Origin of the sequence: Nocardia caishijiensis NBRC 108228, assembly GCF_001612825.1 — a bacterium.
Classification (GTDB): Bacteria; Actinomycetota; Actinomycetes; order Mycobacteriales; family Mycobacteriaceae; genus Nocardia; species Nocardia caishijiensis.
The window spans coordinates 1-25,015 of sequence record NZ_BDBE01000027.1 but is presented as its reverse complement, the minus strand read 5'-3'; the positions used below and the strand labels follow the sequence as shown (position 1 = coordinate 25,015).

23 protein-coding genes are annotated in these 25,015 nt (G+C 67.5%); all 23 read left to right on the top strand.

All coding sequences use genetic code 11. From position 1 onward, the window contains the following. The first annotated feature begins 72 nt into the window (after positions 1-72). Positions 73-1,734, top strand: coding sequence for an arginine--tRNA ligase (gene argS / locus NC7_RS10700; RefSeq protein ID WP_067981466.1), 1,662 nt, complete (start codon positions 73-75; stop codon positions 1,732-1,734). A 31-nt stretch (positions 1,735-1,765) separates the two neighbouring features. Continuing rightward, positions 1,766-3,187, top strand: coding sequence for a diaminopimelate decarboxylase (gene lysA, locus NC7_RS10695; protein WP_067981464.1), 1,422 nt, complete (start codon positions 1,766-1,768; stop codon positions 3,185-3,187). Next, positions 3,184-4,518, top strand: coding sequence for a homoserine dehydrogenase (locus NC7_RS10690; RefSeq protein ID WP_067981462.1), 1,335 nt, complete (start codon positions 3,184-3,186; stop codon positions 4,516-4,518). Before lysA ends, NC7_RS10690 begins: the two co-directional genes overlap by 4 nt. Then, positions 4,515-5,609, top strand: coding sequence for a threonine synthase (thrC, locus tag NC7_RS10685; RefSeq protein ID WP_067981460.1), 1,095 nt, complete (start codon positions 4,515-4,517; stop codon positions 5,607-5,609). Before NC7_RS10690 ends, thrC begins: the two co-directional genes overlap by 4 nt. 25 nt (positions 5,610-5,634) lie before the next feature. Beyond that, a complete protein-coding gene (gene thrB / locus NC7_RS10680; RefSeq protein ID WP_067981458.1) occupies positions 5,635-6,561 on the top strand; it encodes a homoserine kinase in 927 nt (308 codons plus the stop codon). A gap of 357 nt (positions 6,562-6,918) precedes the next feature. After that, entirely contained in the window at positions 6,919-8,907 is a 1,989-nt protein-coding gene (rho, locus tag NC7_RS10675; RefSeq protein WP_157101933.1) for a transcription termination factor Rho, read from the top strand. 278 nt (positions 8,908-9,185) lie between these two features. Further along, positions 9,186-9,422, top strand: a complete 237-nt coding sequence (gene rpmE / locus NC7_RS10670; RefSeq protein ID WP_067981454.1) for a 50S ribosomal protein L31 — start codon at positions 9,186-9,188, stop codon at positions 9,420-9,422. 211 nt (positions 9,423-9,633) lie between these two features. Then, positions 9,634-10,713: a peptide chain release factor 1 gene (prfA, locus tag NC7_RS10665; protein ID WP_067981453.1), complete on the top strand. Its 1,080-nt coding sequence runs from the start codon at positions 9,634-9,636 to the stop codon at positions 10,711-10,713. A gap of 214 nt (positions 10,714-10,927) precedes the next feature. Continuing rightward, entirely contained in the window at positions 10,928-11,827 is a 900-nt protein-coding gene (gene prmC, locus NC7_RS10655; RefSeq protein ID WP_236573297.1) for a peptide chain release factor N(5)-glutamine methyltransferase, read from the top strand. Between the two features lie 414 nt (positions 11,828-12,241). Next, positions 12,242-12,907, top strand: a complete 666-nt coding sequence (locus NC7_RS10650; protein ID WP_067981446.1) for an L-threonylcarbamoyladenylate synthase — start codon at positions 12,242-12,244, stop codon at positions 12,905-12,907. Between the two features lie 13 nt (positions 12,908-12,920). After that, positions 12,921-14,051: an MraY family glycosyltransferase gene (locus NC7_RS10645; RefSeq protein ID WP_067981444.1), complete on the top strand. Its 1,131-nt coding sequence runs from the start codon at positions 12,921-12,923 to the stop codon at positions 14,049-14,051. A 28-nt stretch (positions 14,052-14,079) separates the two neighbouring features. Beyond that, positions 14,080-14,538: a Cg1360 family ATP-synthase-associated protein gene (locus tag NC7_RS10640; RefSeq protein WP_067981650.1), complete on the top strand. Its 459-nt coding sequence runs from the start codon at positions 14,080-14,082 to the stop codon at positions 14,536-14,538. Positions 14,539-14,846: 308 nt separating this feature from the next. After that, positions 14,847-15,680, top strand: coding sequence for a F0F1 ATP synthase subunit A (atpB, locus tag NC7_RS10635; protein ID WP_225282119.1), 834 nt, complete (start codon positions 14,847-14,849; stop codon positions 15,678-15,680). Between the two features lie 82 nt (positions 15,681-15,762). Next, positions 15,763-16,011: an ATP synthase F0 subunit C gene (locus NC7_RS10630; protein WP_067447672.1), complete on the top strand. Its 249-nt coding sequence runs from the start codon at positions 15,763-15,765 to the stop codon at positions 16,009-16,011. A gap of 5 nt (positions 16,012-16,016) precedes the next feature. After that, positions 16,017-16,574 (top strand): F0F1 ATP synthase subunit B, encoded by a 558-nt coding sequence (locus NC7_RS10625; RefSeq protein ID WP_067490448.1) that lies wholly within the window; start codon positions 16,017-16,019, stop codon positions 16,572-16,574. Between the two features lie 19 nt (positions 16,575-16,593). Continuing rightward, complete coding sequence (locus NC7_RS10620; protein WP_067981442.1) at positions 16,594-17,406, top strand: F0F1 ATP synthase subunit delta; 813 nt, start codon at positions 16,594-16,596, stop codon at positions 17,404-17,406. Between the two features lie 64 nt (positions 17,407-17,470). Then, a complete protein-coding gene (atpA, locus tag NC7_RS10615) occupies positions 17,471-19,111 on the top strand; it encodes a F0F1 ATP synthase subunit alpha (RefSeq protein WP_067981440.1) in 1,641 nt (546 codons plus the stop codon). 59 nt (positions 19,112-19,170) lie between these two features. Next, entirely contained in the window at positions 19,171-20,139 is a 969-nt protein-coding gene (locus NC7_RS10610; RefSeq protein ID WP_067981438.1) for a F0F1 ATP synthase subunit gamma, read from the top strand. 24 nt (positions 20,140-20,163) lie between these two features. Next, positions 20,164-21,612 (top strand): F0F1 ATP synthase subunit beta, encoded by a 1,449-nt coding sequence (atpD, locus tag NC7_RS10605; RefSeq protein WP_067490436.1) that lies wholly within the window; start codon positions 20,164-20,166, stop codon positions 21,610-21,612. A gap of 30 nt (positions 21,613-21,642) precedes the next feature. After that, positions 21,643-22,011, top strand: coding sequence for a F0F1 ATP synthase subunit epsilon (locus tag NC7_RS10600; RefSeq protein ID WP_370465737.1), 369 nt, complete (start codon positions 21,643-21,645; stop codon positions 22,009-22,011). A 178-nt stretch (positions 22,012-22,189) separates the two neighbouring features. Continuing rightward, on the top strand, positions 22,190-22,612 hold the full coding sequence (locus tag NC7_RS10595) for a DUF2550 domain-containing protein (protein WP_067981434.1): 423 nt from the start codon (positions 22,190-22,192) through the stop codon (positions 22,610-22,612). Position 22,613: 1 nt separating this feature from the next. Next, complete coding sequence (locus tag NC7_RS10590; protein WP_067981433.1) at positions 22,614-23,210, top strand: cob(I)yrinic acid a,c-diamide adenosyltransferase; 597 nt, start codon at positions 22,614-22,616, stop codon at positions 23,208-23,210. Between the two features lie 96 nt (positions 23,211-23,306). After that, a complete protein-coding gene (gene murA, locus NC7_RS10585) occupies positions 23,307-24,587 on the top strand; it encodes a UDP-N-acetylglucosamine 1-carboxyvinyltransferase (protein WP_067981430.1) in 1,281 nt (426 codons plus the stop codon). The last annotated feature ends 428 nt before the right edge of the window (positions 24,588-25,015 follow it).

The window sequence follows — 25,015 nt, the reverse complement described above, 5'->3', positions numbered from 1 at the left end:
GACGTATGGATCGGTGGCGTTCATGGCGGGCGGTCGTGGTTGCGAGCCGCCCAGCCAATAGGATAGAGACTCGTGACTCCAGCTGACCTTGCAGATCTCCTTCGCACCACCGCCGCGAAGGTGCTTGTCGAACGTGGACTGGACTCGTCGGTCCTGCCCGAGCAGGTCACAGTGGAGCGTCCGCGCAACCCCGAACACGGCGACTATGCCACGAATGTGGCGATGCAGGTGGCCAAGCGGGTGGGTACGAATCCGCGTGAGCTGGCGGGTTGGCTGGCCGAGGCGTTGTCGGCCGCCGAGGGCGTCGAGGTCGCCGAGGTGGCGGGTCCCGGCTTCCTGAACATCCGGCTGGCCGCGTCGGCGCAGGGCGCGATCGTCACCCAGATCCTGACCGCGGGGGAGAAGTACGGCACCGGCACGGCGCTGACCGGCACCAAGATCAACCTCGAATTCGTCTCCGCCAACCCGACCGGTCCCGTGCACCTCGGCGGCACCCGCTGGGCGGCGGTCGGTGACGCGCTCGGCCGCATCCTGGCCGCCGAGGGCGCCGACGTGACCCGCGAGTACTACTTCAACGACCACGGCGCCCAGATCGACCGGTTCGCGAAGTCGCTGGTCGCGGCCGCGCTCGGCGAGCCGACTCCCGAGGACGGGTACGCGGGCGAGTACATCCAGGAGATCGCCGCGAGCATCGTCGCCGCGCACCCCGACGCGCTCACCCGGCCCGCCGACGAGCGCCACGAGCTGTTCCGGCGCGAGGGCGTGCAGCAGATGTTCGCCCAGATCAAGCAGGATCTGCACGATTTCGGCACCGATTTCGACGTGTACTTCAACGAGAGCGAGCTGTTCGCCTCCGGCGCCGTGGAGCGCGCGGTCGAGCAGCTGAAGAACTCGGGCAACCTGTACGAGAAGGACGGCGCGTGGTGGATCGCCTCCACCGAGTTCGGCGACGACAAGGACCGGGTGGTCCTCAAGAGCGACGGCAACGCCGCCTACATCGCCGGTGACATCGCCTACTTCCAGAACAAGCGCTCGCGCGGCTTCGACCTGGCCATCTACATGCTCGGCGCCGACCACCACGGCTACATCGGCCGGTTGAAGGCCGCCGCGGCCGCCTTCGGCGACGACCCCGACACCGTCGAGGTGCTGATCGGGCAGATGGTGAACCTGGTCAAGGAGGGCCAGGCGGTGAAGATGAGCAAGCGCGCGGGCACCGTGGTGACGCTCAACGACCTGGTCGAGCAGATCGGCGTCGACGCGGCCCGCTACTCGCTGGTGCGGTCCTCGGTGAACTCGAGCATCGACATCGACCTCGACCTGTGGACCAAGGCGGGCAACGAGAACCCGGTGTACTACGTGCAGTACGCGCACTCGCGCACCAACAGCATCATCGGCAATGCCGCCAAGTACCCCGAATTCGCCACTGCGACACCGGATTTCGCGCTGATGACGTCCGGTCGCGAAGGTGACCTGATCCGTACCCTCGGTGATTTCCCGCGCGTGGTGGCCACCGCCGCCGAGACCCGCGAACCGCACCGGATCGCCCGTTACCTCGAAGAACTGGCCGGGGTGTATCACCCGTTCCAGTCCGACGACGACATGCGTGTGCTGCCCAAGGGCGACGATGCCGTCAGCCCGCTCAATGCCGCCCGCCTCGAATTGGTGAAGGCGACCCGTCAGGTGCTGGCCAACGGCCTGGCCCTGCTCGGCGTGAGCGCACCGGAGCGCATGTGAGCTCCGCAGACTTTTTCAGGAAGGACGCTCGATGAGTGCACACCCCGCCGGGCCTCGGCACGCCGAGATCCCGCACGCCCCGACCCTCGGTGAGCGGCCGACCGATCCGCGCGAGATGATCGACCTGCCCGAACACGTGTGGCCGCGCAACGCCTCACGTGGTGACGACGGCGTGGTCCGGTTGGCGGGCATCCCCGTCACCGAACTGGCCGCTCAGTACGGCACCCCGCTGTTCGTGATCGACGAGGACGACTTCCGCTCGCGCTGCCGCGACATGGTCGCCGCGTTCGGCACCGCCGCGCGCGTGCACTACGCGTCGAAGGCGTTCCTGTGCGGTGAGATCGCCCGCTGGATCCGCGACGAGGGCCTGTCGCTCGACGTGTGCTCCGGTGGTGAGCTGGCCATCGCCCTCAACGCGGGTTTCCCGGCCGAGCGGATCGCGCTGCACGGCAACAACAAATCCGTCCCCGAGTTGGAAGCCGCCGTCGCGGCGGGCGTGGGACATGTGGTCGTCGATTCGCTCTACGAGATCGAACGGCTCGAGGCTGTCGCCGGTGCGGCGGGGGTGGTGCAGGACGTGCTGGTCCGCGTGACCGTCGGCGTCGAAGCGCACACCCACGAGTACATCTCCACCGCCCACGAGGACCAGAAGTTCGGCTTCTCGATCGCCGGTGGCGACGCGATGGAAGCCCTCGCCCGTGTCTTCGAGGCCGACAATCTGCGCCTGGTCGGCCTGCACAGCCACATCGGTTCGCAGATCTTCGAGCTCGACGGCTTCGAGATCGCCGCCCGCCGCATGCTCGGCCTGCTGCGCGAGGCCATCGACAAGTTCGGTGTCGAGCGCACCGCCCAGATCTCCACCCTCGACCTGGGCGGCGGCCTCGGCATCGCCTACCTGCCCAGCGACAACCCGCCCGAGCTCGACGAGTTCGCCGCCAAGCTGCGCGACCTGGTCGCCGCCGAGGCCACCCGCGCCGGGCTGCCCGAGCCGATCATCGCCGTCGAACCCGGTCGCGCCATCGCCGGTCCGGGCACTGTCACCCTCTACGAGGTCGGCACCATCAAGGATGTCGAGCTCGACGGCGGCGCGCGTCGCCGGTACGTGAGCGTCGACGGCGGGATGAGCGACAATATCCGCCCCGCGCTCTACCAGGCCGATTACGATTGCCGTCTGGTCTCGCGGTCCTCCGACGCGCACCCGGTCGTGGCGCGCGTGGTCGGAAAGCATTGCGAGAGCGGCGATATCGTCATCCGTGACACGTGGATGCCCGCCGACGCCGGACCGGGCGACCTGGTCGCGGTCGCGGCGACGGGGGCGTACTGCTACTCGATGTCGAGTCGCTACAACCTGCTCACCCGGCCCGCCGTGGTCGCGGTGCGCGACGGGGAATCGCGACTGATTCTGCGCCGGGAAACGGTGGCGGACCTGCTCAGCCTGGAGGTAGAAGGATGAACGGCACCAACGACGCGGGGCGTCCGCTCGGCGTAGCCGTGCTCGGCATGGGCACCGTCGGCACCGAGGTGGTGCGCGTGCTGCGCGACCACGCCGACGACCTGGCCTCGCGGGTGGGTGCGCCGCTGGTGCTGCGCGGTGTCGCCGTGCGCGACCTGGCCAAGGACCGCGGGCTGCCCGCCGAGCTGCTCACCACCGACGCCGAGGCTCTCGTCGCGCGCGACGATGTCGACCTGGTCGTCGAGGTGATGGGCGGCATCGACCCGGCCCGCAAGCTTATCCGCGACGCCCTCAACGCTGGCAAGTCCGTGGTCACCGCCAACAAGGCGCTGCTGGCCGACTACACCGGCGAACTGGCCGCCGCCGCCGAGGGCAGCCGCGCCGACCTGTACTTCGAGGCCGCCGTCGCCGGTGCGATCCCGGTGGTGCGTCCGCTGATCCAGTCGCTCTCGGGTGACCGGGTGAACAAGGTTGTCGGCATCGTGAACGGCACGACCAACTTCATCCTCTCCGCGATGGACGAGACCGGCGCCGCCTACGACGACGTGCTCGCCGAGGCCACCGACCTGGGTTACGCCGAGGCCGACCCCACCGCCGACGTGGAGGGCTACGACGCCGCCGCCAAGGCCGCGATCCTGGCCTCGCTGGCGTTCCACACCCGCGTCACCGCCGCCGACGTGTACCGCGAGGGCATCTCCAAGATCACCGCCGAAGACCTCGAGACCGCCTCGGCCGTCGGCTGCACGGTGAAGCTGCTGGCCATCTGCGAGCGCGTCCCCGGTGAGCCGAGCGCGGCCGAAGGCGGTAAGGACCGCGTCTCGGTGCGCGTGTACCCGGCGCTCATCCCGCGCAAGCACCCGCTGGCCTCGGTCAACGGCGCGTTCAACGCCGTGGTGGTGGAGGCCGACAACGCCGGTCGCCTGATGTTCTACGGGCAGGGCGCGGGCGGCGCGCCGACCGCCTCGGCCGTGCTCGGCGACCTGGTGATGGCGGCCCGCAACAAGTTCTACGGTGGTCGCGCGCCCGGCGAATCGGTTTATGCTGAGCTGCCGATCGCGCCGATCGGCGACACCCCCACCCGCTACCACGTGAACCTGCAGGTGGAGGACCGTCCCGGCGTGCTCGCCGCGGTCGCCGACACCTTCGCCCAGCACGGGGTGAGCATCTCCACCGTGCGTCAGCAGGGTCACGGCGACGGCGCCCGGCTCGTGGTCGTCACCCACCATGCGGTGGAGTCGTCGCTGGCCGATACTGTCGCGGTACTGGCGGAGATGGATTCCGTCACCGCTGTGACCAGCGTTCTCAGACTGGAAGGCACCGAAGAATCATGAACTCCACTGGCATCGCCCCGCAGAGTGGCGTGCACTCGCGTTGGCCCGGTCTGATCGCGGCCTACCGCGATCGGCTCGCCGGTGCGGCCGACTGGGAGCCGGTGACCCTGTTCGAGGGCGGAACTCCGCTGGTCCCCGCCACGCACCTGTCCGAACTCACCGGGTGCGAGGTGTACCTGAAGGTCGAGGGTGCCAACCCGACGGGCTCGTTCAAGGACCGTGGCATGACCATGGCCATGACCGACGCCAAGTACCGAGGTCAGCAGGCCGTGCTGTGCGCCTCGACCGGCAACACCTCCGCCTCGGCCGCCGCCTACGCCACCCGCGCGGGCATGGAATGCGCCGTGCTGATCCCGCAGGGCAAGATCGCCATGGGCAAGCTGGCCCAGGCCGTGATGCTCGGCGCCAAGATCATCCAGGTCGAGGGCAACTTCGACGACTGCCTCGAGCTGGCCCGCAAGGTGACCGCCGAATTCCCGCAGGTCGGCCTGGTGAACTCGGTGAACCCGGCGCGCATCGAGGGACAGAAGACCGCCTCGTTCGAAATCTGCGATGTGCTCGGCAAGGCACCCGATGTGCACGTGCTTCCGGTGGGCAACGCGGGCAACATCACCGCCTACTGGCGCGGTTACCGCGAATACCACGCCGACGGCATCACCTCGGTGCTGCCGCGCATGCTCGGCGTGCAGGCCGCCGGTGCCGCGCCGCTGGTCAACGGTGCGCCGGTGAAGGACCCCGAGACCGTCGCCACCGCGATCCGCATCGGCGCACCCGCCTCGTGGAACGGTGCGATGGAGGCCAAGGAACAGTCCGGCGGCGCCTTCCGTGCCGCGACCGACGAGGAGATCCTGGCCGCCTACCGCCTGGTCGCCGCGACCGAGGGCGTGTTCGTCGAGCCCGCGTCGGCCGCGAGCGTGGCCGGTCTGCTCGCCGCGCGCGAGGAGGGCTGGCTGGATTCGGGCCTGACCGTCGTGTGCACCGTCACCGGCAACGGCCTCAAGGACCCCGACAACGCGCTGGCCGGGATGCCCGAGGTCAAGCCGATCGCCGTGGACCCGGTCGCCATCGCCCGCGAACTCGAGCTGGCCTGAGTTGACCGCACCTGAGCCCACGCTGATGACAGCGACCCTGCCCGCCGGTCTAGAGGTGACCGTGCGCGTGCCCGCCTCCACCGCCAATCTCGGCCCCGGATTCGATTGTCTCGGAATGGCATTGGGCCTCTACGACGAAATCGTCGTGCGCACCACCGATTCCGGTCTCGCGATCCGGGTCGAGGGCGAGGGCGCCGACGACGTCCCGTGGGGCCCCACCCATCTGGTGGTCCGCGCGATCGAGCGCGGCCTGGAATCGCTCGGCGTCTGGGCCGACGGTCTCGATGTCGTGTGCCGCAACGTGATTCCGCATTCGCGTGGTCTCGGTTCCAGCGCCTCGGCTGTGGTCGGTGGCCTGGCCGCCGGTGCCGGGCTGGCCGCGAAGTTCGACCCGGCGCTTCGCCTCGACGGCGACCGGCTGGTGCAGCTGGCCTCGGAGTTCGAGGGTCATCCCGACAACGCCGCCGCCAGCGTGCTCGGCGGTGTCGTGGTCTCGTGGACCGAGACCGGCGACGACCAGGCCCGCGCCTACCGGGCCGTGCGCCTGGAACCCGCGCGGGCGCTGCGCCCGGTGGTGCTGATTCCGCAGGAGCGTTCGTCCACGGCGCACACGCGCGGGCTGCTGCCCGAGCAGGTGCCCCACGGCGACGCGGCGTTCAACGTGAGCCGGGCGGCGCTGGCCGTCGTCGCGCTGACCGAGCGTCCCGACCTGCTGATGCCCGCCACCGCCGACCGGTTGCACCAGACCCAGCGTGCCCCCGCGCTACCGCTCACCACCGCCTGGATCGAGCGGCTGCGCGCGGCCGGAATCGCCGCGACGGTCTCGGGCGCCGGTCCGACGATCCTGGCGCTTGCGACCGAGGATTTCCCCGCTGACCTGCGCGAACAGGCCGAGAAGGATGGTTTGCGCGTGGTCGAGCCCGGTATCGCCGACGGGGTGTCGGTCGACTGACGGCGTGCCTGCCTTGCCGTTGTTCGTGGTAGGCGGCTATTCTGGGCTGGTCCGTACATCGTGCGCATCAGACGCCGGTGCTTCATCAGGGCAATCGCTCCCCTTACCACTTTCTTCTGGTGGCGAAGCCTCCGGTCCGGCGGGGCGGGTAGTACGGCACAAGCGTCCTGTGGGACGCATAATCCGAGCTCGGCATATGTTGCCGGGTCTGCGGAACGAACCCTCGACTCAGCACACGGCATTCGAGGGAAGGAAAGGATTTCCGTGACAGAAACGGACCTGCTCGCGACACCCGGGGTGGATACCGACCCGACGAATTCGGGCGGCCGCGAAAGTGAATCCGGACAGATTTCGAAGATGAGCGAACACACCGACGTCGCACGATCGGGGCTGACTGGAATGCTGTTGCCGCAGTTGCGTGCGCTCGCTGGGGAACTCGGTATCCGAGGCACCTCCGGTATGCGCAAGGGCGATCTCATCGCCGCAATCAAAGAAAACCAGGCCGGAGCGCCTGCCAAGGGTGCCAAGCCTGCCGAAGCCGCCGCCGTGACGGCCGACGCGCCTGCCACCGCCGAGGCCCCCGCCAAGCGGGAGCGCCCGGCCAAGGCCGAGAAGCCCGCCGCCGAATCCAAGGCGGCAGAGGCGAAGACGGCCGAGGTGAAGCCGGTCGAGACCAAGGCCACCGAGACCAAGCAGGCCGAGCCCGAGACCGCTTCGACCAAGCCGGTCGAGGCCAAGACCGAAGCCCCCGCCGAGGCGGGCGAGGAGTCCGGTCGCGAGAGCGGTCAGCGTGGCCGTGGCAGGCAGCGTCGCGGTCGTGACCAGGCCCGTTCCGGTGGCGGCGAGAACGCCCCCGCCGAGAATCGCACCGAGGAGCCCAAGCAGGCCGACGGTGGCGAGCAGGGCGAGCGTCGCCGCGAGCGCAACGACCGCAATGCCGGTGGCGACCGCAATGCCGGTGGCGAGCGTAATCAGAACGACCGCAACCAGAACGAGCGCGGCGAGCGCAACCAGAACCAGAACGGCAACGCGGGCGGCAATCGTGGCCCGCGCGACGACCGTGATCGCGGTGGCGACGACGAGGAAGGCGGCCGCGGGCGCCGGGGCCGTCGGTTCCGTGAGCGTCGTCGCGGGCGTGACCGCGACGGCGGCACCGGTGGTGGCGGCGGCGAGGCGCGCGACTTCGAGATCCGTGAGGACGACGTCCTGCAGCCCGTCGCGGGCATCCTCGACGTGCTCGACAACTACGCCTTCGTGCGGACCTCCGGCTACCTGGCCGGGCCCAACGACGTGTACGTGTCGATGAACCTGGTCCGCAAGAACGGCCTGCGTCGCGGTGACGCCATCACCGGCGCGGTCCGCGCGCCGCGCGACGGCGAGCAGAGCAACCAGCGCCAGAAGTTCGACCCGCTGGTGCGCCTGGACACCGTCAACGGTGGCGAGGTCGAGGCGGCCAGGCGTCGTCCCGACTTCCAGAAGCTCACCCCGCTGTACCCGAACCAGCGACTGCGCCTCGAGACCACGCCCAACAAGCTGAGCACCCGCGTGATCGACCTGATCATGCCGATCGGCAAGGGCCAGCGCGCGCTCATCGTCTCCCCGCCCAAGGCCGGTAAGACGACCGTGGTGCAAGACATCGCCAACGCGATCGCGACCAACAACCCCGAGTGCTACCTCATGGTCGTGCTGGTCGACGAACGTCCCGAAGAGGTCACCGACATGCAGCGTTCGGTGAAGGGTGAGGTCATCGCCTCCACCTTCGACCGTCCGCCTGCCGACCACACCTCCGTCGCCGAGCTCGCCATCGAGCGGGCCAAGCGACTGGTGGAGATGGGCAAAGACGTTGTGGTGCTGCTCGACTCGATCACCCGATTGGGCCGCGCGTACAACAACTCCTCGCCCGCCTCGGGCCGCATCCTCTCCGGTGGTGTCGACTCGACCGCGCTGTACCCGCCCAAGCGGTTCCTCGGCGCGGCCCGCAACATCGAGAACGGTGGCTCGCTCACGATCATCGCCACGGCGCTGGTCGAGACCGGTTCCACCGGCGACACGGTGATCTTCGAGGAGTTCAAGGGCACGGGTAACGCCGAGCTCAAGCTCGACCGCAAGATCGCCGAGCGCCGCGTGTTCCCGGCGGTCGACGTGAACCTGTCGAGCACCCGCAAGGACGAACTGCTGATGTCCCCGGACGAGGCCGCGGTGCTGCACAAGCTGCGCCGGGTGCTCTCGGGCCTGGATTCGCATCAGGCGATCGACCTGCTCATCGACCGGTTGAAGAAGTCGAAGAACAACCTCGAGTTCCTGATGTCGGTCTCCAAGACCGCGCCGGGCGCACTCGACGAGTGATCTTCAGTACATAGGAAAGGCCTCGCCACGGCGGGGTCTTTCCTGGTTCTCGGCCGCCTTGATCTGGACTGACCGGAGGGTGCGACGAAGGAGTGCCCGGAGGGAGGGAAGATCAAGGGAACAGGCCGAGAACCCGCGGCGCCAGCCGCTATGTAACTGTGTGGCATACTGGACCGCTGTGTGTCTACGAGCTCGTAGACATCCCGCCTAGTCGGTTCCGGTTCACGTACTCCACTCCATGGGGATACGACCCGGCGACCATTATCGAGAGGACGCCCATGAAGGCAGGAATCCACCCCACGTATGTCGACACCACCGTCGTGTGTGGTTGCGGCAACACCTTCCAGACTCGCTCCACCAAGGAGTCCGGCCAGATCACGGTCGAGGTCTGCTCGCAGTGCCACCCGTTCTACACGGGCAAGCAGAAGATCCTCGACACCGGCGGCCGCGTGGCTCGCTTCGAGGCTCGCTACGGCAAGCGCGCCGGTTCCAAGAAGGCCGACGCCGAAAGCTAGTTGCCTCCCCCGACGCCCGGTTCTGCATTCGCAGGCCGGGCGTTGTCATTGGCGGCGCGGGCGCCGCGGGCTCTCGGCCCGGTCGGCCTCGATCTTCCCCTCCGGGCACTCCTTCGTCGCACCCTCCGCTCAGTCCAGATCGAGGCGGCCGAGAACGGCCTTCGGCCTGGAAAGACTTCCAGCCGTCTTCTTCCAAGTAGGAGTTCACCGCATGGCCGATCCGACGGCCCCGTCCGCCATCGACGACATCCTGGCCGAGTACCAGGGCCTGGAGACGCAGCTGGCCGATCCGTCGCTGCACAACGACGCGGGCGCGGCACGCCGGGTGGGGAAGCGGTTCGCCGAGCTGGCGCCGGTGATGAGCACCTACCGCAAACTCGAAGCGGTGCGCGACGACCTCGAGGCCGCTCGTGAGCTGGCCGCCGACGACGCCACCTTCGCCGCCGAGGTGCCCGGCCTGGAAGCCCAGCTGGCCGAACTCGAGCAGGCCCTTGCCGACCTGCTGGCCCCGCGCGACCCGCACGACGGCGACGACGTGGTGCTCGAGGTGAAGTCCGGCGAGGGCGGCGAGGAATCGGCGCTGTTCGCCGCCGACCTGGCGCGCATGTACATCCGCTACGCCGAACGGCACGGCTGGAAGGTGGAGACGCTCGACGTCACCTACTCCGACCTGGGCGGATACAAGGACGCGACGCTGTCGATCAAGAGCCGCGACGCCGCGCGCGACGGCGTGTGGTCGCGGTTCAAGTTCGAGGGTGGCGTGCACCGCGTGCAGCGCGTCCCGGTGACCGAATCGCAGGGCCGCATCCACACCTCGGCCGCGGGCGTGCTGATCTACCCCGAGCCCGACGAGGTCGAGCAGGTGCAGATCGACGAGACCGACCTGCGCATCGACGTGTACCGGTCCTCCGGCAAGGGCGGTCAGGGCGTGAACACCACCGACTCCGCCGTCCGCATCACCCACCTGCCCTCGGGCATCGTGGTGACCTGCCAGAACGAACGCTCCCAGTTGCAGAACAAGGCGCGTGCCATGCAGGTGCTGGCCGCGCGCTTGCAGGCGCTGGCCGAGGAACAGGCCGAGCAGGAGGCGGCGGCCGGTCGCGCCAGCCAGATCCGCACCGTCGACCGCTCCGAGCGCATCCGCACCTACAACTTCCCCGAGAACCGGATCGCCGATCACCGCATCGGGTTCAAGGCGCACAACCTCGACGCCGTCCTCGACGGTGACATGGACGCGCTGCTCGACGCGCTCGGCAAAGCCGACCGCGAGGCCCGGATGGCTGCCGAGTAATGGAGCGTCACGCGCCGGTCGGCGAGATTTCGCTCGGCGCCGGTCTGCGTGCGAACGACTCGGCGCCCGCGTGCGGCACTGCGGTCCGAGTCGGGCGGACGGCGGTCGATCGGGGCCGCGGGCGGTCGCCGCGGCAACTCCACTGGGTGGGGGTGCGACTCGGTCGCACCTCGCACCCGGCCGCCCGGCCCGCGATGACCGAACGGAGGGTGCCGTGAGCGTGCCCGAAGCGGCGACCGAGCGAGTGCCGTTGCGCCCCTTGGTCGTTGCCGCGGCCGGACGGTTGGCCGAGGCTGGTGTCGGTTCGCCGATGTTCGATGCGGAGATGCTGGCAGCACATGCGCTCGGCGTGGATCGCATGCGACTGGCGCTGATCCCGATGATCGACGCCGAGACCGCAGGCCGCATCGACCACTCGGTCGATCAGCGCGCGACGCGAATCCCGTTGCAGCACTTGATCGGAACCGCGCCGCTGGGTGCGGTCGACCTCGCTGTCGGTCCCGGTGTGTTCGTGCCGCGCCCCGAAACCGAGTTGCTGCTCGCCTGGGCACTCGGCTACCTCGAGTCGCGGCGGTTCGCACACGCACCGATCGTCGTCGACCTGTGCACCGGCTCGGGCGCGCTGGCCCTGGCCATCGCGCAGGCTCGCCCGGATGCCGATGTGCATGCCGTCGAACTCGATCCCGACGCGCTGCGCTGGGCCCGCCGCAACGCCGACGCGCGCATCGCCGCGGGCGACACCCCCATCACCCTGCACTCCGGTGACGTCACCGACCCGTTCGTGGTCGAACACCTCACCGCCCGCGCCGACCTGGTCGTCGCCAACCCGCCCTACATCCCGCAGGACGCGGTCCTCGACCCCGAAGTCGCCGACCACGACCCCCACCGTGCCCTCTTCGGCGGTCCGGACGGTCTCGACGTCATCCGCGGCATGGTCCCCACGATCGCCCGGTTGCTGCGCCCCGGTGGCGCCACCGCCGTCGAACACGACGACACCAACGGCGGGGGAGTGGCGGCCCTGCTCTCGGCCGCCGACCTCACCGACATCGCCGAACACACCGACCTCGCCGACAAGCCACGCTTCGTCACCGCGCGTCGCCCCTCGAACACCTGACAGGCCGCTACCAGGGGGCGTGCACAGACAGGCAGGTGATTCTTGCCCGCCCGTCGGGCGCTGTCCGGCTATAGCACCGATACCCTTCTGAGTGGGCGGCGATCGCTCCCTCATCGCTGGGTGGTGTGCGGGGTCGCCCCTCGCCCCAGTTGGATGCGGCCCGGGGCTCACCCCCATCCTCGAGGGTGTGGCCCCGCGCCGACGATGTCGGCTACTCGGCGGGGCCGTGTACGGCAGCCGAGCTGAATGTGGGTGTCGCGGTGCGGGTAGCGGGGCATCGCGCCACATGGCAATTATTTGGCTAACCGCGCGTTCAGGGCCGAAAAGTCCCTCGGGTCTCGGCCCTCGGACCGGGGGCTACACTCTTGCCCGCAGCTAAAGACCGGAAAGAGTACGCGGAGGAGGCGGACAGCTTTGAGTACTGTCTACGACTGTGCCGATGAGGCGTCTCGGGACGCGGGGATCACCGCGGCCACGAGTGCGCTGAAGTCGGGTCGCCTCGTCGTGATGCCGACCGACACCCTCTACGGCATCGCCGCCGACGCTTTCGACTCGTCCGCTGTCGCCGACCTGCTTGCCGCCAAGCGGCGCGGTCGCGATATGCCGGTCCCGGTGCTGGTCGGCTCGTGGCACACCATCGACGGACTCGTGTTCTCGGTACGCCCGCAGGCGCGCGAGCTGATCCGGGCGTTCTGGCCGGGTGCGCTGAGTCTCGTCGTGCAGGCGGCGCCCTCGCTGGCCTGGGACCTCGGCGACACTCGAGGAACGGTGATGCTGCGCATGCCGTTGCACCCGGTGGCACTGGAACTGCTGCGCGCGGTCGGCCCGCTCGCGGTGTCGAGCGCCAACGTGTCGGGGCAGCCGCCCGCGACCACCGTCGGACAGGCGCGCGAACAGCTCGGCTCGCTGGCGAGTGTGTACCTCGACGGTGGACCGGCCGAGCACGCCGTCGCCTCGACGATCGTCGACCTCACCGCGGACCAACCTCGGGTGTTGCGGGAGGGCGCGGTGCCATCGGCCGACATCGCCGAGGTCCTCGGGATGGCACCCGATGCCCTGACCAGCTCCACCAACCGGTGATCGCCCGCCTGCGATGAGCTCAGTCGTTCCCCTGCGTGAGCTCCTGCTCGTGCTGCTCGTCTCGGCGACGGTGACCTTCCTGGCCACCGGCGGTGTCCGGGTGCTCGCCATCGGTTTCGGCGCCGTGGCGATTCCGCGTGAACGCGATGTGCACGTCAAACCGATTCCCCGGATGGGTGGCGTCGGCATGTACGTCGGCGTCGTCGCCGCGATCTTGTTCGCGCACCAATTGCCCGCGCTACGACGCGGATTCGACTACGCGCCCGATATTCCGGCCGTGCTCGTCGCCGCGACGATCATCGTGCTCGTCGGCATCGTCGACGACCGCTGGGGGCTCGACGCGCTCACCAAATTCGCCGGTCAGGTCACCGCCGCGGGCGTAATGGCCGTGATGGGCCTGAGCTGGTACGTGATCTACGACCCGTTCAACGATTCGACCGTCGTGCTCGACGCGCTGCAGGGCGGTCTGGTGACCGTCGGCATCACCGTCACCCTCGTCAACGCGATGAACTTCGTCGACGGATTGGACGGCTTGGCCGCGGGCCTCGGTTTGATCTGCGCGGTGGCCGTTTTCGCGTTCTCCGTCGGTTTGCTCTACGACCAGGGCGGCTCGGTCGACACCTATCCACCGGCTTTGCTGGCCGCCGCGCTGGCCGGGGCGTGTCTCGGATTTCTGCCGCACAATTTCTCCCCGGCCCGAATCTTCATGGGCGATACCGGGTCGATGATGATCGGATTGATGCTGGCTGCGGTTTCCACCGGTGCGTCGGGCCGAATTCCGCTGCAGGGCTACGGCCCGCGCGACATTGTGGGTTTGCTCTCGCCGCTGCTGCTGGTCGGTGCGGTGATGTTCATTCCGGTGCTGGATCTGTTGCTGGCGATCGTGCGCCGCGTGCGCGCGGGCGTGAGTTTTTCCACACCGGACAAAATGCACCTGCATCACCGATTGCTACAGATCGGACATTCACAGCGGCGCGTGGTGTTGCTCATCTATTTATGGGTCGGTGTGCTCGCCTTCGGCGCGGTGGGAACGTCGCTGATGGACCGGCGCCTGGTGGTGTTGCTGGTGGCGGGCGGATTGGTGTTCGCGCTGGTGGTGACGGTGATCCCCTCGATGCGCCGGACCGAGTCGGCCCAGCACTGACTCCGGACCGCTTGGTAAAGTGCGGGCCGTGAGTTTTACACCCGAAACCGTGCCAGGCCCCGACGCCCCGCTGCGTGCCGCGCTGCGCTACGGCCTGATCGGCCTCGGCGTGCTCGTGGTTGCGTCGGTGGTGATCGCCACCCTCCTCGCCGGGATGCCCGGCCTGTGGGGCGCGCTGCTCGGTGCCGCGATCGGCGGCGGATTCATCCTCACCACCGTGGTCTCGGTGCTGTTCGGCGCGAAGCTGCCGCCGCAGATGGCGGGCATGGTCATGCTGGTCGGCTGGGTAGCGAAACTGCTGGTGGTGCTCGTCGTCGTCGGCGTGCTCAACCAGTTCGACTTCTACAGCAGGCCCGCGCTGTTCTTCACCGTGGTCGGAGCCCTGCTGATCGTGCTCGGCGCCGAGACCTATGGCGTTGTGCGACACAAGGTCCCGTACGTCACGACACGCGCGGGAGACAGCGAAACGGCTTCCGAGCAGGAATAATCCCACCCAGCTACGCACTGTCGTAGATAGCTTGGTAAAGTGTTGGTAAGCAAGCACCCAAGCTAGGGGCGCGGTCCGGGGATTCGGGCTATGCCTCGGGTTACCAAGGGGGGATCACCGAGATCCCACCCCGGGCCGCTATGCTTACTGCCGATCCGGGTGGAATGTGCCCGGTTGAAGCATGTCGACGATGTCGCCGACGCCCGTACAGAAGCTAATACAGGTATCCCTCGTATCAGCGGCTGTCGAATTTCGAGCCGACAAAAGTCGACCCCCATTGATCGTCAATGTCCGATCGAACCGCGGGAATGACAGTCGTACCCGCGGCCCGAACACGGGAGAGAACGCTGAGCGTCATCACTTTGGCGGCGGGCGAGTTCCACGCGCCATCGCTGTCCGACTTCTTCCCTCCAGCGGTGCTGTTCGAGGGTACGCCGTTCGAACTCGATCGCCTGATGCTGGTCCGGCTGTTGATGACCGCCGTTCTGGTGGCCGTCTTCGTGCTGGCTTTCCGCTCACCGAAGATCGTGCCGCGCGGCCTGCAGAATGTGATGGAAGCCGGTGTGGTTTTCGTCAAGGAGCAGATCGCCGACGAGGTGCTCGGCAAAGAATCCGGCAAGAAGTTCCTCCCGCTGCTCGCGACGATCTTCTTCACGGTTCTCTTTCTGAACTTCTCCGGTGTGATTCCCGGGTTGAACATCTCGTCGAACGCGCGCATCGGCATGCCGCTGGTCCTCGCCGCGATCGTCTACATCGTCTACAACTACGTGGGCATCAGGAAGTACGGATTCTTCTCCTACATCCGCCACAGCATCGTCGTCCCCGACGTGCCGATCGCGCTGCACGTGCTGCTGATTCCGATCGAGTTCATCTCGACCTTCATCCTGCGGCCGTTCACGCTGACCGTCCGTCTCATGGCTAACATGCTGGCCGGCCACATCATGCTGGTGCTGTTCTTCAGCGCCACCTGGTTCTTCCTGTTCGACGCGACCGCGTGGATGAAGGTCTTCTCGCCCTTCTCGCTGCTGGCCGCCATCGGCTTCACGCTGTTCGAGCTGCTGGTGATCTTCCTGCAGGCCTACGTCTTCGCGCTGCTGGCCGCCGTGTACATCGGCCAGTCGCAGCACGCTGCCGACCACTAGACCCGACCGAACCACCTACATACCGCCAAACCTGCTGCACACGCCGACCGGCGGGTGAGCAACAGAAAGGGAAAGAAGACTCATGAGCCTCGCTTACCTGGCCCAGGAAGCCGCGAACACCGAGAGCACCTTCAAGGGCTTCGGCGCCATCGGCTACGGCCTCGCTGCGATCGGCCCCGGCATCGGCGTCGGCATCGTCGTCGGTAAGGCCATCGAGGGCATCGCGCGTCAGCCCGAGCTGTCCGGCCAGATCCGCACCACCATGTTCCTCGGTATCGCGTTCACCGAAGCCCTGGCGCTGATCGGCCTCGTCGCCGGCTTCATCTTCTGATTCCGATGCGCGAAATCATGATGCTCGCCGCCGAAGGGGGAGAGGATGTGAATCCTCTCGTCCCCGCAACGTACGACATCGTCTGGTCGATCGTCTGTGTGATCGTCATCGGTCTGCTGTTCTGGAAATACGTGATCCCACGTGTGACCAAGACCCTCGAAGAGCGCACGGACAAGATCGAAGGCGGTATCGCCAGGGCCGAAGCAGCCCAGGCCGAGGCACAGCAGACGCTGCAGCAGTACCAGCAGCAGCTGGCCGACGCCCGGCTCGAGGCCGCACGTATCCGTGAGGATGCGCGCACCCAGGGGCAGCAGATCCTCGCGCAGATGCGCCAGGACGCCCAGGCCGAAAGCGACCGCATCGTCGCCGCCGGTCACTCCCAGCTGGAAGCCCAGCGCCAGCAGATCCTGACGGAGCTGCGTTCCGAGGTCGGCCGCACGGCCGTCGAGCTGGCCGAGAAGATCATCGGTCAGTCGGTTTCGGACGAAGCCAAGCAGGCGGCGTCGATCGACAAGTTCCTCAAGGAGCTCGACGACACCGACGCCATCGGGGTCGGAAGGTAGCGACGCGAAAGTGAGAAGCATGTACGCAGCGAGCCGCGAGGCCAGTGCCCGGTCTCGCGAGGCGCTCCGGGCCGCGTTGACCGGAAGCGAAACTGTCGCGGCCACAACGGGGTCGGAACTGTTCGCCGTTGTCGCCGTGCTGGACGACCAGCGTTCGCTGCGTGTGGCGCTCGCGGACGCCTCGGTGCCGGGTTCGGCGCGCGCTGAACTCAGCGAGCGGATCTTCGGCGGCAAGGTCAGCGCTGCCACGCAGGCAGTGCTGACCACCGCCGTGGCGCAGGACTGGTCCCGTACCCGCGACCTGGTCGACACCCTGGAGCTGCTCGGGCAGGAGGCTCTGCTCGAGTCCGCCGCCGACGGCGGGCGGCTCGACGCGGTGGAAGACGAGCTGTTCCGGCTCGGCCGGATCATCGCCGACAACCCGCAGCTGGAGCAGGCACTGTCCGATCACGGCAAGCCCGCCTCGGCGCGGCGTGAGCTGATCGAGCGGCTGCTCAACGGCAAGACCGAGCCGGTCACCGCCGCGCTCGCCGAGCAGGCCGTCGTCCGGCTGCGGACCAACAACATCGGCGTCGCCTTCGACGCCCTGTCCGATCTGGCGGCGGCCCGTCGTGACCAGATCGTCGCCCATGTGCACGCCGCGGTCACGCTGACCGATCAGCAGAAGGAGAAGCTGGCGGCTTCCCTGCAGCGGATCTACGGCAAGGCGGTCACCGTGCACGTGCAGGTCGACCCGACGCTGCTGAGCGGCGTCGTCGTGCGCGTCGGAGACGACGTCATCGACGGCAGCGCCACCGGCCGACTGGAGAAGCTGCGCCGCGCGATGTCCTGAACGGACGCGCACGAAGCACTTCCCAACCCCCGACATTCGAGACCACAGCGAGAGCAGGAACAACATGGCGGAGCTGACGATCTCCTCCGACGAGATCCGTAGCGCGATCGAGAGCTACACCCAGAGCTACACCCCGGAAACCTCCATCGAAGAAGTCGGCGTTGTGACCGACACCGGTGACGGCATCGCGCACGTCAGCGGTCTGCCGTCGGCGATGGCCAACGAGCTGCTCGAGTTCCCGGGCGGCGTCCTCGGCGTCGCGCTGAACCTCGAGGACACCGAGATCGGTGCCGTCATCCTCGGCGAGTACGCCTCGCTGGAAGAGGGCCAGCAGGTCCGCCGCACCGGCGACGTGCTGTCGGTTCCCGTCGGTGACAAGTTCCTCGGCCGCGTCGTCAACCCCCTCGGTCAGGCCATCGACGGCCTGGGCGAGATCGAAGCCGACGACCGCCGCGTGCTCGAGCTGCAGGCCGCGACCGTGCTGGAGCGCCAGCCGGTCGAGGAGCCGCTGGCCACCGGTATCACCGCGATCGACGCGCTGACCGCCATCGGCCGCGGCCAGCGTCAGCTGATCATCGGTGACCGCAAGACCGGTAAGACCGCCGTCGCCGTCGACGCGATCCTGAACCAGAAGGCGAACTGGGAGTCGGGCGACCCGACCAAGCAGGTCCGCTGCATCTACGTCGCGATCGGCCAGAAGGGCTCCACCATCGCGGGCGTCAAGACCGCGCTCGAGGAGCACGGCGCGATGGAGTACACCACCATCGTCGCCGCCCCCGCGTCGGACTCCGCAGGCTTCAAGTGGCTGGCCCCCTACACCGGTTCGGCCATCGGCCAGCACTGGATGTACCAGGGCAAGCACGTCCTCATCGTGTTCGACGACCTGACCAAGCAGGCCGAGGCCTACCGCGCCATCTCGCTGCTGCTGCGTCGTCCGCCGGGCCGCGAGGCGTACCCCGGTGACGTCTTCTACCTGCACTCCCGTCTGCTGGAGCGTTGCGCGAAGCTGTCCGACGAGATGGGCGGCGGCTCGATGACCGGTCTGCCGATCATCGAGACCAAGGCCAACGACGTCTCGGCGTTCATCCCGACCAACGTCATCTCCATCACCGACGGTCAGGTCTTCCTCGAGTCCGACCTGTTCAACAAGGGTGTCCGCCCGGCGATCAACGTCGGTACCTCGGTCTCCCGTGTCGGTGGCGCCGCCCAGACCAAGGCCATGAAGAAGGTCGCCGGTTCGCTGCGTCTGGAAATGGCGCAGTACCGCGAGCTGGAGGCGTTCTCCGCCTTCGCCTCCGACCTGGACGCCGCCTCGCTGGCTCAGCTCGAGCGTGGTGCCCGCTGGGTGGAGCTGCTCAAGCAGAACCAGTACTCGCCGGTCGCCGTCGAGGATCAGGTCGTCTCGATCTACCTGGTCGACGCCGGTTACTACGACTCGGTTCCGGTCGGCGACGTGCGTCGCTTCACCGCCGAGCTGCTCGAGCACCTGCACAGCGTGACCCAGTCGTCGTTCGACGCGCTCGAGGGTGGCCGCAAGCCGCTCGACGGCGAGGCCGCCGACGCCATCAAGGCCGAGACCGACAAGTTCAAGCAGGGCTTCCTTGCTTCGGACGGCAGCCGCGTGGTGAACGAGGCCGCCGCGGGCGATCTGGACCACGAAGAGGTCGAGTCGCTGTCGGTCACCCGCAAGCACGTCGACAAGTAAGCCGGGTCAGCACTGATGTCGGCAACTATCGATACGGCGAATGAAGGGAGTGAATCGTAGTGGCAAGTTTGCGCGAATTGCGCTCCCGCATTCGTGGTGTGAATTCGATCAAGAAGATCACCAAGGCTCAGGAACTGATCGCGACCTCGCGAATTTCCAAGGCCCAGGCCCGGGTCGCGGCCGCCAAGCCGTACGCCGAGGAGATCACCAAGGTCCTCGGTGAGCTGGCCAGCGCCTCGAAGAACCTGTCGCACCCGCTGCTGACCGAGCGTGCCAACGCCCGGCGGGCCGCTGTCCTGGTGATCACCAGCGACAGCGGTATGTGTGGTGGCTACAACTCCAACGTGCTCAAGCGCGCCGAGGAGCTCATGACCACCCTGCGTGGCGAGGGTAAGGAACCGGTGCTGTATGTGATGGGCAACAAGGGCCTCACGTACTACAAGTTCCGCAACCGCCCGTTCCAGGCGTCGTGGACCGGCTTCTCGCAGCAGCCGAAGTACACCGATGCGTCGGCCGCGTGCCAGCACCTGGTCGAGGCCTTCATGGCAGGCGCCGACGGCGAGGTTCCCTCGCTCGACGGTGGGACCATGGCGGGTGTCGACGAGCTGCACATCGTGTACACCAAGTTCGTCTCGATGCTGACCCAGACCCCGGAGGTGCGCCGCCTGGCGCCGATCCAGGTCAGCTTCGTCGACGAGAACTACGAGCTCGGCGACGACATCATGTCGGATTCGCCGAACGTGGTCGTGTCGGCGCAGTACGAGTTCGAGCCGGACGCCGATGTGCTGCTTGGCGCGCTGCTGCCCAAGTACGTCAACACGCGAATCTACGCATCGTTGCTCGAGGCAGCGGCATCCGAGTCCGCGGCTCGGCGCACCGCAATGAAGGCGGCGACCGACAACGCCAACGAGCTGGCCAGTGTGCTCCAGCGCGAGGCGAACTCGGTGCGTCAGGCCCAGATCACGCAGGAAATCAGCGAAATCGTCGGCGGCGTGAACGCGCTGGCGTCGAGCTCGGACCGCGACTAGAAGCGCAGGAAGAGAACCAATCTAATGACCGCAGCTGTCACTCAGGACAACGCGAAGAAGGCGGGCGAAACCGCCGGCCGCGTCGTCCGTGTCATCGGCCCCGTCGTGGACGTCGAGTTCCCGCGTGGCGCCATCCCCGAGCTGTTCAACGCTCTCAACACCGACATCAAGCTCGCGTCGGTGGCCAAGACCCTGACCCTCGAGGTCGCCCAGCACCTCGGCGACAATATCGTGCGCACCATCTCGATGCAGCCGACCGACGGCCTGGTCCGTGGCGCGAGCGTCACCGACTCGGGCAAGCCGATCTCGGTGCCCGTCGGTGACATCGTCAAGGGCCACGTGTTCAACGCCCTCGGCGACTGCCTCGACTCGCCCGGCCTCGGCCGCGACGGCGAGCAGTGGGGCATCCACCGCAAGCCCCCGAGCTTCGACCAGCTCGAGGGTAAGACCGAAATGCTCGAGACCGGTGTGAAGGTCATCGACCTGCTGACCCCGTACGTCAAGGGCGGCAAGATCGGTCTGTTCGGTGGTGCCGGTGTCGGCAAGACCGTGCTGATCCAGGAGATGATCACCCGTATCGCTCGCGAGTTCTCCGGCACCTCGGTGTTCGCGGGCGTCGGTGAGCGTACCCGTGAGGGCACCGACCTCCACCTGGAAATGGAAGAGATGGGCGTCCTCCAGGACACCGCCCTCGTCTTCGGCCAGATGGACGAGCCGCCGGGCACGCGTATGCGCGTGGCCCTGTCCGCGCTGACCATGGCGGAGTACTTCCGCGATGTCCAGCACCAGGACGTGCTGCTCTTCATCGACAACATCTTCCGTTTCACCCAGGCCGGTTCCGAGGTCTCGACCCTGCTGGGTCGTATGCCCTCCGCCGTGGGTTACCAGCCGACGCTGGCGGACGAGATGGGTGAGCTCCAGGAGCGCATCACCTCGACCCGTGGTCGCTCGATCACCTCGCTGCAGGCGATCTACGTCCCCGCCGACGACTACACCGACCCGGCGCCTGCGACCACCTTCGCCCACCTCGATGCGACGACCGAGCTTTCGCGCCCGATCTCGCAGAAGGGCATCTACCCGGCCGTCGACCCGCTGACCTCGACCTCTCGTATCCTCGAGGCTTCGATCGTCGGCGAGCGTCACTTCCGGGTCGCCAACGAGGTCAAGCGGATCCTGCAGAAGTACAAGGAGCTGCAGGACATCATCGCCATCCTCGGTATGGACGAGCTCTCCGAAGAGGACAAGGTCCTCGTCGGTCGCGCCCGTCGTCTGGAGAAGTTCCTCGGCCAGAACTTCATCGTGGCCGAGAAGTTCACCGGTCAGCCGGGCTCGGTCGTGCCGCTGGAGCAGACCATCGACGACTTCGATCGGGTCTGCAAGGGCGAGTTCGACCACTTCCCGGAGCAGGCGTTCAACTCCTGCGGTGGACTCGACGACGTCGAGGCCGCCGCGAAGAAGATCGCCGGAAAGTAGTCCACGATGGCAGAGTCCAACTCCAGGACGATGACGGTCGATCTCGTGGCTGTCGAACGCAAGCTCTGGTCCGGCCAGGCTTCGTTCGTCAGCGCGCAGACCACCGAGGGCCAGATCGGCATCATGGCGGGCCATGAGCCGCTGCTCGGTCAGCTCGTCGAGGGCGGCACGGTGACCATCGTGCCGACCGAGGGCGAGCGGATCGTCGCCGCGGTGCACGGCGGCTTCTTCTCGGTGACCGCCGATACCGTTCGCGTGCTGGCCGAGTCGGCCGATCTCGCGGGCGAGGTCGATGTCGACGCGGCACGCAAGGTGCTCGCCGACGCGGACGCCGACGAGGCGCAGCTGCGCGCGGCGCAGGGTCAGGTCCGGGCCGTCGAGGCGACCACGGCGTCCTGATCGCGAAACAGCGACAAACACTGTCGGCGGTGAACTCCCTGGAGTTCACCGCCGACAGTGTTTTATCCGGCGAACGACGGATCCGAGCGGAACCCTTTCCGGCCGCCGTGATTGAATATGACAGGGGTGTCCACGGCACCCGCGTGGAGCGAAAGGGCGTACGGCATTGCAAACCGGGATGGTTCTCCTGATCATTCTGGTGCTGACGCTCGTGTTCATCGCAGGCGCTTCCACCTACCGGCTGGTGATGCTGCGCCGAGGCGGGACGGCCGCGCTGCTGCGGGTGCTGCCCGCGCGCGGCGGCCAGGGCTGGCGGCACGGGCTCATCCGCTACGACGAGGACCGGCTCGTCTTCTTCAAACTCACCAGCCTCAAATTCGGCCCGGACAGCACGATTCATCGTCAGGGCCTCGAAATCGTCGAACGCAGGCGCCCGCAAGGCGACGAGTTCGACATCATGACCGACGACATCGTCGTGGTAGCCGTCACCGACCCGCACGCCAGCTTCGAATTGGCACTGGACCGCGGATCGATGGCGGCTTTTCTGTCGTGGATGGAGTCGCGGCCGTCGGACCGTGCCAAGCGAAAGGGCCCGATCTGAGATGCCGGACGACTCCCAGCCTCGATCCTCGGTCCACCTCACCCGGATCTACACCCGAACCGGTGACGACGGAACAACGGGCCTGAGCGATTTCTCCCGAGTCGCCAAGACCGACGCGCGCCTGGTCGCCTACGCCGATTGCGACGAGGCCAATGCCGCGCTCGGTGTGGCGGTTGCCCTCGGTACGCCAGCGCCCGAGATCCTGTCGGTGCTACGCCAGATCCAGAACGACCTGTTCGACGCGGGCGCGGACCTGTCGACCCCGGTGGTCGCGAATCCGAAGTACCCGCCGCTGCGTATCACGCAGTCCTACATCGACCGGCTCGAGGCGTGGTGCGACGAGTTCAACGAGTCGCTCGCGCCACTGAATTCGTTCATCCTGCCCGGCGGCACACCGTTGGCCGCGCTGTTGCACACCGCGCGGACGGTTGCCCGACGCGCCGAACGATCGGCCTGGGCCGCGGTCGACGCGTACCCGGACGACACGAGCGTGCTGCCCGCGAAATACCTCAATCGACTGTCGGACCTGCTGTTCATCCTCAGCCGCTACACCAACCCCGAGGGTGACGTGCTGTGGCAGCCGGGCGGCGGACGCTAGCGCGAAAGCGGCTCGGCGGGCACGAGTTCCGGCTCGATCCGACCGGTTTGGTGACAGGGGGGCGTGTCATGGCGCATCGGTCGATAAGCTGGCGGGGTGAGCGAACGGTTTCTGGTCTCCGGCGGTAATCAGCTCGTCGGCGAGGTCGCGGTCGGCGGCGCGAAGAACAGCGTGCTGAAGCTGATGGCCGCCGCTTTGCTGGCGGAGGGCACAACCACCATCACCAACTGCCCGGACATCCTCGATGTCCCGTTGATGGCGGAGGTGCTGCGCGGCCTCGGCTGTGATGTGACGATCTCCGACGACGAGAGCGGCGACCGCTCGGTGGTGACGATCGTGACCCCGCCGGAGCCGAAGTATCACGCCGACTTCCCGGCGGTCACCCAGTTCCGTGCCTCGGTATGTGTGCTCGGTCCGCTGATGGCCCGCTGTAAGCGCGCGGTCGTCGCGTTGCCCGGCGGCGACGCGATCGGTTCGCGTCCGCTCGACATGCACCAGGCGGGTCTGCGCCTGCTCGGTGCGACCAGCGAGATCGAGCACGGATGCGTGGTCGCCAAGGCCGAGGAACTGCAGGGCGCGCGGATCCGGCTCGACTTCCCGTCGGTGGGCGCCACCGAGAACATCCTCATGGCGGCGGTGCTCGCCGAGGGGGAGACGGTCATCGACAACGCGGCGCGCGAGCCCGACATCGTCGACCTGTGCACCATGCTCACGCAGATGGGTGCGCGGATCGACGGTGCCGGTTCCTCGGTACTCACCGTGCAGGGCGTCAAGACCCTTCGCCCCACCACGCACCGGGTGATCGGCGACCGCATCGTGGCCGCCACCTGGGGAATCGCCGCCGCGATGACCACCGGCGACGTGCGCGTCACCGGGGTGAACCCGAAGCACCTGGCCCTGGTGCTGGACAAGCTGCGCTCAGCCGGTGCGCGAATCTCCTACGAGCCCAACGGCTTCCGGGTGGTGCAGCCGGAGCGCCCGCGCGCGGTTAACTTCGCGACGCTCCCGTTCCCCGGGTTCCCCACCGACCTGCAGCCGATGGCCATCGGCCTGGCCGCCATCGCCGACGGCACCTCGATGATCACCGAGAACGTCTTCGAGGCGCGCTTCCGTTTCGTCGAAGAGATGATCCGGCTCGGCGCCGATGCCCGCACCGACGGCCACCACGCCGTGGTCCGTGGCATCCCCCGACTGTCCAGCGCACCGGTGTGGTCCTCCGACATCCGTGCCGGAGCCGGGCTGGTGCTGGCCGGTCTGGTCGCCGACGGCGTCACCGAGGTGCACGACGTGTTCCACATCGACCGCGGCTACCCCAAGTTCGTGGAGCAGATGCAAGCCCTCGGTGGACAGGTCGAACGCGTGGGTACGCCGAAATAGCCTGCTGACCAGGCGATTTGACTTCGTGTTCGGCAGCACGTAACTTAGTTCGAGTCAGAGCGACACGGACACCGACTCGGCCCCGGCTGAGACACGAGGTAGTACGATGAGCGCCTGACTGATCGTGTGCTCAGGGTCACCACTTGCGGGACTTGTTCCGGATGGGATGCCTGAGCTATAGTACGAACCCTTGCCGCACGGAAACCTCGACTGAGTGTCGGGTCGGATGTGTGTGCGTGTGTTCTTTGAGAACTCAATAGTGTGTCGATGAATGTCAGTGCCAATATTTTTGTTGGTTCCGCTTCTCATACCCCCGGTTGAGGAGTGGACATTTTGAACAACAGCGAATTTTTTTGCTGGTGTTCGGCATCGCTAGGTTTTCGGACTCTAGTCTTTTGATTGTTCTGATTACGCCTTCGGGTGTGATT